Raw genomic sequence first — 4,483 nt, 5'->3', positions numbered from 1 at the left:
GCCCCTCGGCGGGCCTGCCCGGTCGGTCGGGTGCCCTCTCGTCTAGGCTCGACGCGTGCCCACACGTCTCACCGCCGGTGACGCCGAGTTGACGATGGATCCCCGCAACGGCTGCCGGGTCGCGAGCCTCCGCGTGGCCGGTGCCGAGCTGCTGCGGGCCGGCGACCGCTACGGCTGCTTCCCCATGGTCCCCTTCTGCGGCCGCCTGGAGCTGGGCGAGTTCCGCAACGGCGGCGTCAAGCACCGCCTCCCCGCCGACGCCCCGCCGCACGCCATCCACGGCACCGGCCGCAGCACCGCCTGGCGCACGCTGCGCGCCGACGACGCCGCCGCGGCGTTCTCGTACGACCTCGCCGACCCCTGGCCGTATCCGGGGCGCGTGACCCAGCTGGTCGAGCTGGAGCCCGACAAGGTGACGCTCACGCTCGCCGTGGAGACCGCCGGCGACTCCTTCCCCGCGCAGGTCGGCTGGCACCCCTGGTTCGTACGCCGCCTCTCGGCGGACGATCCCGGCGTACGCATCGACTTCTCCGCCGCCTGGCAGGAGCAGCGCGGCGAGGACCACCTCCCCACCGGCAAGCGCATCGAGCCGCAGCCCGGCCCGTGGGACGACTGCTTCGGCATGCCCGACGGCGTCGAGGTGACGCTCACCTGGCCCGGCCGGCTGGAGCTGACCGTCAGCAGCCGCGCGGAGTGGGCCGTCCTCTACGACGAGCAGCCCGAGGCCGTCTGCGTGGAGCCGCAGTCCGGCCCGCCCAACGGGCTCAACACCCACCCCCGCCTGGTCACCCCCATCGAGCCGCTGGAGCTGTCGACCACTTGGGCGTGGCGCACGCTCGGTTAGGCTCACCGCCATGAGCGACGCACACGCCGACCTGCTGGGTCAGATCAAGGACAAGGCCGTCGTGCACGGCAAGGTGACCCTCTCCTCCGGCATCGAGGCCGACTACTACCTCGACCTGCGCCGGATCACCCTGGACGGCGCCGCCGCGCCGCTCGTCGGCCGCGTCATGCTCGACCTCGCCGCGGAGTTCGACTACGACGCCGTCGGCGGCCTCACCCTCGGCGCCGACCCCATCGCCGACGCCATGCTGCACGCCTCCGCCGCGGCGGGCGGCCGCGCGCGTCCGCTCGACGCCTTCGTCGTGCGCAAGGCGAGCAAGACGCACGGCATGCAACGCCGTATCGAGGGCCCGGACATCGCGGGGCGCCGGGTGCTGGTCGTCGAGGACACCTCGACGACGGGCGGGTCCGCGCTGACCGCCGTCGAGGCGGTGCGCGAGGCGGGCGCCGAGGTGGTCGCCGTCGCCACCATCGTGGACCGCGACACGGGCGCGGCGGAGCGGGTGCGCGACACGGCGGGCGTGCCGTACGTGTACGCCTACGGGCTCACCGACCTGGGACTCGGCTGAGCCGTACGGCACGGCCGCGCGGGGCGACGCGAGGTTGTCCACAGGGCGGGGAAGCCCGGGCGCGGATCTGGAAGGATGGGGGCACTCCAGGGGCGCCACGGCAACGGAGCCGGCCGCACTCGTACACGCATGCAGACCACCGCGTGCAGACCAAGCAGACACCCGCACGTCTCCAAGGAGCGGACAGATGCCCATCGCAACCCCCGAGGTCTACAACGAGATGCTGGACCGGGCGAAGGCAGGCAAGTTCGCCTACCCGGCCATCAACGTCACCTCGTCGCAGACCTTGCACGCCGCGCTGCGCGGCTTCGCCGAGGCCGAGAGCGACGGGATCGTCCAGATCTCCACGGGCGGCGCCGAGTTCCTGGGCGGGCAGTACAGCAAGGACATGGTCACGGGCGCGGTCGCCCTCGCCGAGTACGCGGTGATCGTCGCCGCGAAGTACCCGGTCAACGTCGCCCTGCACACCGACCACTGCCCCAAGGACAAGCTCGACGGGTACGTGCGCCCGCTGCTCGCCGCCTCCGAGGAGCGCGTCGCCCGCGGGGAGAACCCGCTGTTCCAGTCGCACATGTGGGACGGCTCCGCCGAGACCCTCGCGGACAACCTGTCCCTCGCGCAGGAGCTGCTGCCCCGCGCCGCCGCCGCGAAGATCATCCTTGAGGTCGAGATCACCCCGACCGGCGGCGAGGAGGACGGCGTCACCCACGAGATCAACGACGAGCTGTACACGACGGTGGACGACGCGCTGCGCACGGCCGAGGCGCTGGGCCTGGGCGAGCAGGGCCGGTATCTGCTGGCGGCCTCCTTCGGCAACGTGCACGGGGTCTACAAGCCGGGGAACGTCGTGCTCCGGCCCGAGCTGCTGAAGGACCTCCAGGAGGGCGTCGGCGCGAAGTACGGCAAGCAGAGCCCGTTCGACTTCGTCTTCCACGGCGGCTCCGGCTCCTCCGAGGAGGAGATCGCAACGGCGCTGGACAACGGCGTGGTCAAGATGAACATCGACACGGACACGCAGTACGCCTTCACCCGCCCCGTCGCGGCGCACATGTTCCAGAACTACGACGGCGTGCTGAAGGTCGACGGCGAGGTGGGCAACAAGAAGGCGTACGACCCGCGCGCCTGGGGCAAGCTCGCCGAGGCGTCGATGGCCGAGCGCGTGCGGACCGCGTGCGAGCACCTGCGCTCGACGGGCACGAAGCTGAAGTAGCACCGCGCGGGCACCGCCCCGGCTGCCGGCCCCGGCTGCCGGCCCCGCCGGGGGGTGTCCGCGAGGTGATCGAGACGTGAGGTTTCGCTGAGAAGTACGTCCGTACCGGCCGCGGCGGTCACCGCCGCGCGCGGCCATGGCAGGCTGGAACCCATGGCGATTCACGAGAACCTCCTCGGCGGCCCACCCCCCACCTACCTGCCCGAGGACCCCGGACCGCGCGACCTGCTCGCGAGCGGCGCCGCCCCGTCCGAGGTGGCGGCGAAGTTCCCGGCGTCCTCGCTGGCCTGGGCGCAGCTCGCGGACGAGGCTTTCGAGGCCGGCCGCGCCGTCGAGTCGTACGCGTACGCGCGCACCGGCTACCACCGCGGGCTGGACTCCCTCCGCCGCAACGGCTGGAAGGGCCAGGGCCCGGTGCCGTGGGAGCACGAGCCGAACCGCGGCTTCCTGCGCGCCCTCGCCGCCCTCGCCCGCGCCGCGCAGGCCATCGGCGAGACCGAGGAGTACGAGCGGTGCAGCACGTTCCTGCGCGACAGCTCGCCGACCGCGGCGGAAACCCTCTCCTGACGGGCCGGGCCGGGGGCTGACCAGGGCCGGCCGCGTCCGCCCCGGCCCGGTCGGCTGCTCTTGCCTCCCGCCGCGCCGCCGCGGATGATGCGAAGTGGGTACGGCGCACCGGATGCCGCCGTACCCGAGGGGACCGGGGCCCTGTTGCCGGCAGGAAGGGGCGGACCGCTACCCGGTGGCTCATGTGTGGGAGACAGCTCATGGACAGCCGTGCTCACGACCCCCTGCCCGCGGAGACCGACGGTCACCAGACCCCGGAGGGTCGCCAGACCCCGGATGGTCACCGGCCTCCTGACGGGCACCAGCCCCCGAACCTCGACTTCCGGGGCACCACTCCGTACGAGGACTACGTCCAGGCGGACGTCCTCACCCATCTGCAGCACCCGCTCTCGGACGACCCCGGCGAGCTGGTCTTCCTGGTGACCACGCAGGTCATGGAGCTGTGGTTCACCGTCGTCGTGCACGAGTGGGAGACCGCGGCCGAGGCGCTGCGCCGCGACGACCTGCCGGTGGCGCTGGCGGCGCTGCGGCGCAGCACGTACGAGCTGCGCTCGCTGAACGCCTCCTGGGAGCCGCTGGCGCGGCTCACACCGCGGCAGTTCAACTCCTACCGCGCCGCGCTCGGCGAGGGCTCCGGCTTCCAGTCGGCGATGTACCGGCGGATGGAGTTCCTGCTCGGCGAGAAGTCCGCGTCGATGCTCGTGCCGCACCGCGGCGCCCCGCGGGTGCACGACGAGCTGGAGAAGCAGCTCGGCGAGCCCAGCCTCTACGACGAGGTGCTGCGCTACCTGGACGCCAAGGGCCACCCGCTGTCGGCCGCCGTCCTGGACCGCGACCCGGCGCTGCGGTACGAGCCGCACCCCGAGGTCGAGGCCGCCTGGGCGGCGGTCTACGCGGGGCCGCAGGACTCCGGTCTGATCAAGCTCGGCGAGGTGCTGACGGACATCGCCGAGCTGGTGTGGCGCTGGCGCAACGACCACCTCGTGGCCACCCGCCGCGCGATGGGCGGCAAGGTCGGCACGGGCGGCTCCGCGGGGGTGGCGTGGCTGGAGAAGCGCGCGGCGAAGCAGGTGTTCCCCGAGCTGTGGACGGCGCGGAGCCATGTCTGAGGCGTACGGGCCCGGGGGCGCGCGGGCCGGCGGCGGGTCGGCGGCGGCGTTCGCGGGGCTGGCGAAGCGGGCGGCGGAGCTGGATCTGGCGGACCCGCTGCGGGCGAAGCGGACGGAGTTCGTCCTCGACGACGCGGGGCAGCCGGGCGCGGGCACGCCCCACCCGGGGCCGCCCGGCGCAGGGC

Annotated in this window: 5 protein-coding genes and 1 pseudogene; all 6 read left to right on the top strand. The window is 73.5% G+C overall.

Annotated elements, in window-relative coordinates:
- The first annotated feature begins 94 nt into the window (after positions 1 to 94).
- Positions 95 to 844 carry an aldose epimerase family protein gene (locus tag H5J30_RS18845; protein ID WP_181788589.1) on the top strand — a complete coding sequence of 250 codons (750 nt, stop codon included), beginning with the start codon at positions 95 to 97 and terminating at the stop codon, positions 842 to 844.
- Between the two features lie 10 nt (positions 845 to 854).
- The gene (gene pyrE / locus H5J30_RS18840; RefSeq protein ID WP_181788588.1) at positions 855 to 1,412 is read left to right on the top strand and encodes an orotate phosphoribosyltransferase; all 558 of its coding nucleotides are present in this window, start codon (positions 855 to 857) and stop codon (positions 1,410 to 1,412) included.
- A 187-nt stretch (positions 1,413 to 1,599) separates the two neighbouring features.
- A complete protein-coding gene (gene fbaA / locus H5J30_RS18835) occupies positions 1,600 to 2,622 on the top strand; it encodes a class II fructose-bisphosphate aldolase (RefSeq protein ID WP_181788587.1) in 1,023 nt (340 codons plus the stop codon).
- A 153-nt stretch (positions 2,623 to 2,775) separates the two neighbouring features.
- Positions 2,776 to 3,189, top strand: a complete 414-nt coding sequence (locus H5J30_RS18830) for a DUF3151 domain-containing protein (RefSeq protein ID WP_181788586.1) — start codon at positions 2,776 to 2,778, stop codon at positions 3,187 to 3,189.
- 200 nt (positions 3,190 to 3,389) lie between these two features.
- Positions 3,390 to 4,298 (top strand): tryptophan 2,3-dioxygenase family protein, encoded by a 909-nt coding sequence (locus H5J30_RS18825; RefSeq protein WP_181788585.1) that lies wholly within the window; start codon positions 3,390 to 3,392, stop codon positions 4,296 to 4,298.
- Positions 4,291 to 4,483, top strand: a pseudogene (locus H5J30_RS18820) (kynureninase); the annotation flags it as partial. The gene H5J30_RS18825 and the pseudogene H5J30_RS18820, both read left to right, overlap by 8 nt.

Origin of the sequence: Streptomyces phytophilus, assembly GCF_013870535.1 — a bacterium.
Lineage (GTDB): Bacteria > Actinomycetota > Actinomycetes > Streptomycetales > Streptomycetaceae > Streptomyces > Streptomyces phytophilus.
This window is presented reverse-complemented; position numbering and strand designations above follow the sequence as displayed.

Coding starts and splice junctions, on each gene's coding strand:
- fbaA (WP_181788587.1), top strand. CDS start 1,600: ATGCCCATCGCAACCCCCGAGGTCTACAACGAGATGCTGGACCGGGCG.
- H5J30_RS18845 (WP_181788589.1), top strand. CDS start 95: ATGGATCCCCGCAACGGCTGCCGGGTCGCGAGCCTCCGCGTGGCCGGT.
- pyrE (WP_181788588.1), top strand. CDS start 855: ATGAGCGACGCACACGCCGACCTGCTGGGTCAGATCAAGGACAAGGCC.
- H5J30_RS18825 (WP_181788585.1), top strand. CDS start 3,390: ATGGACAGCCGTGCTCACGACCCCCTGCCCGCGGAGACCGACGGTCAC.
- H5J30_RS18830 (WP_181788586.1), top strand. CDS start 2,776: ATGGCGATTCACGAGAACCTCCTCGGCGGCCCACCCCCCACCTACCTG.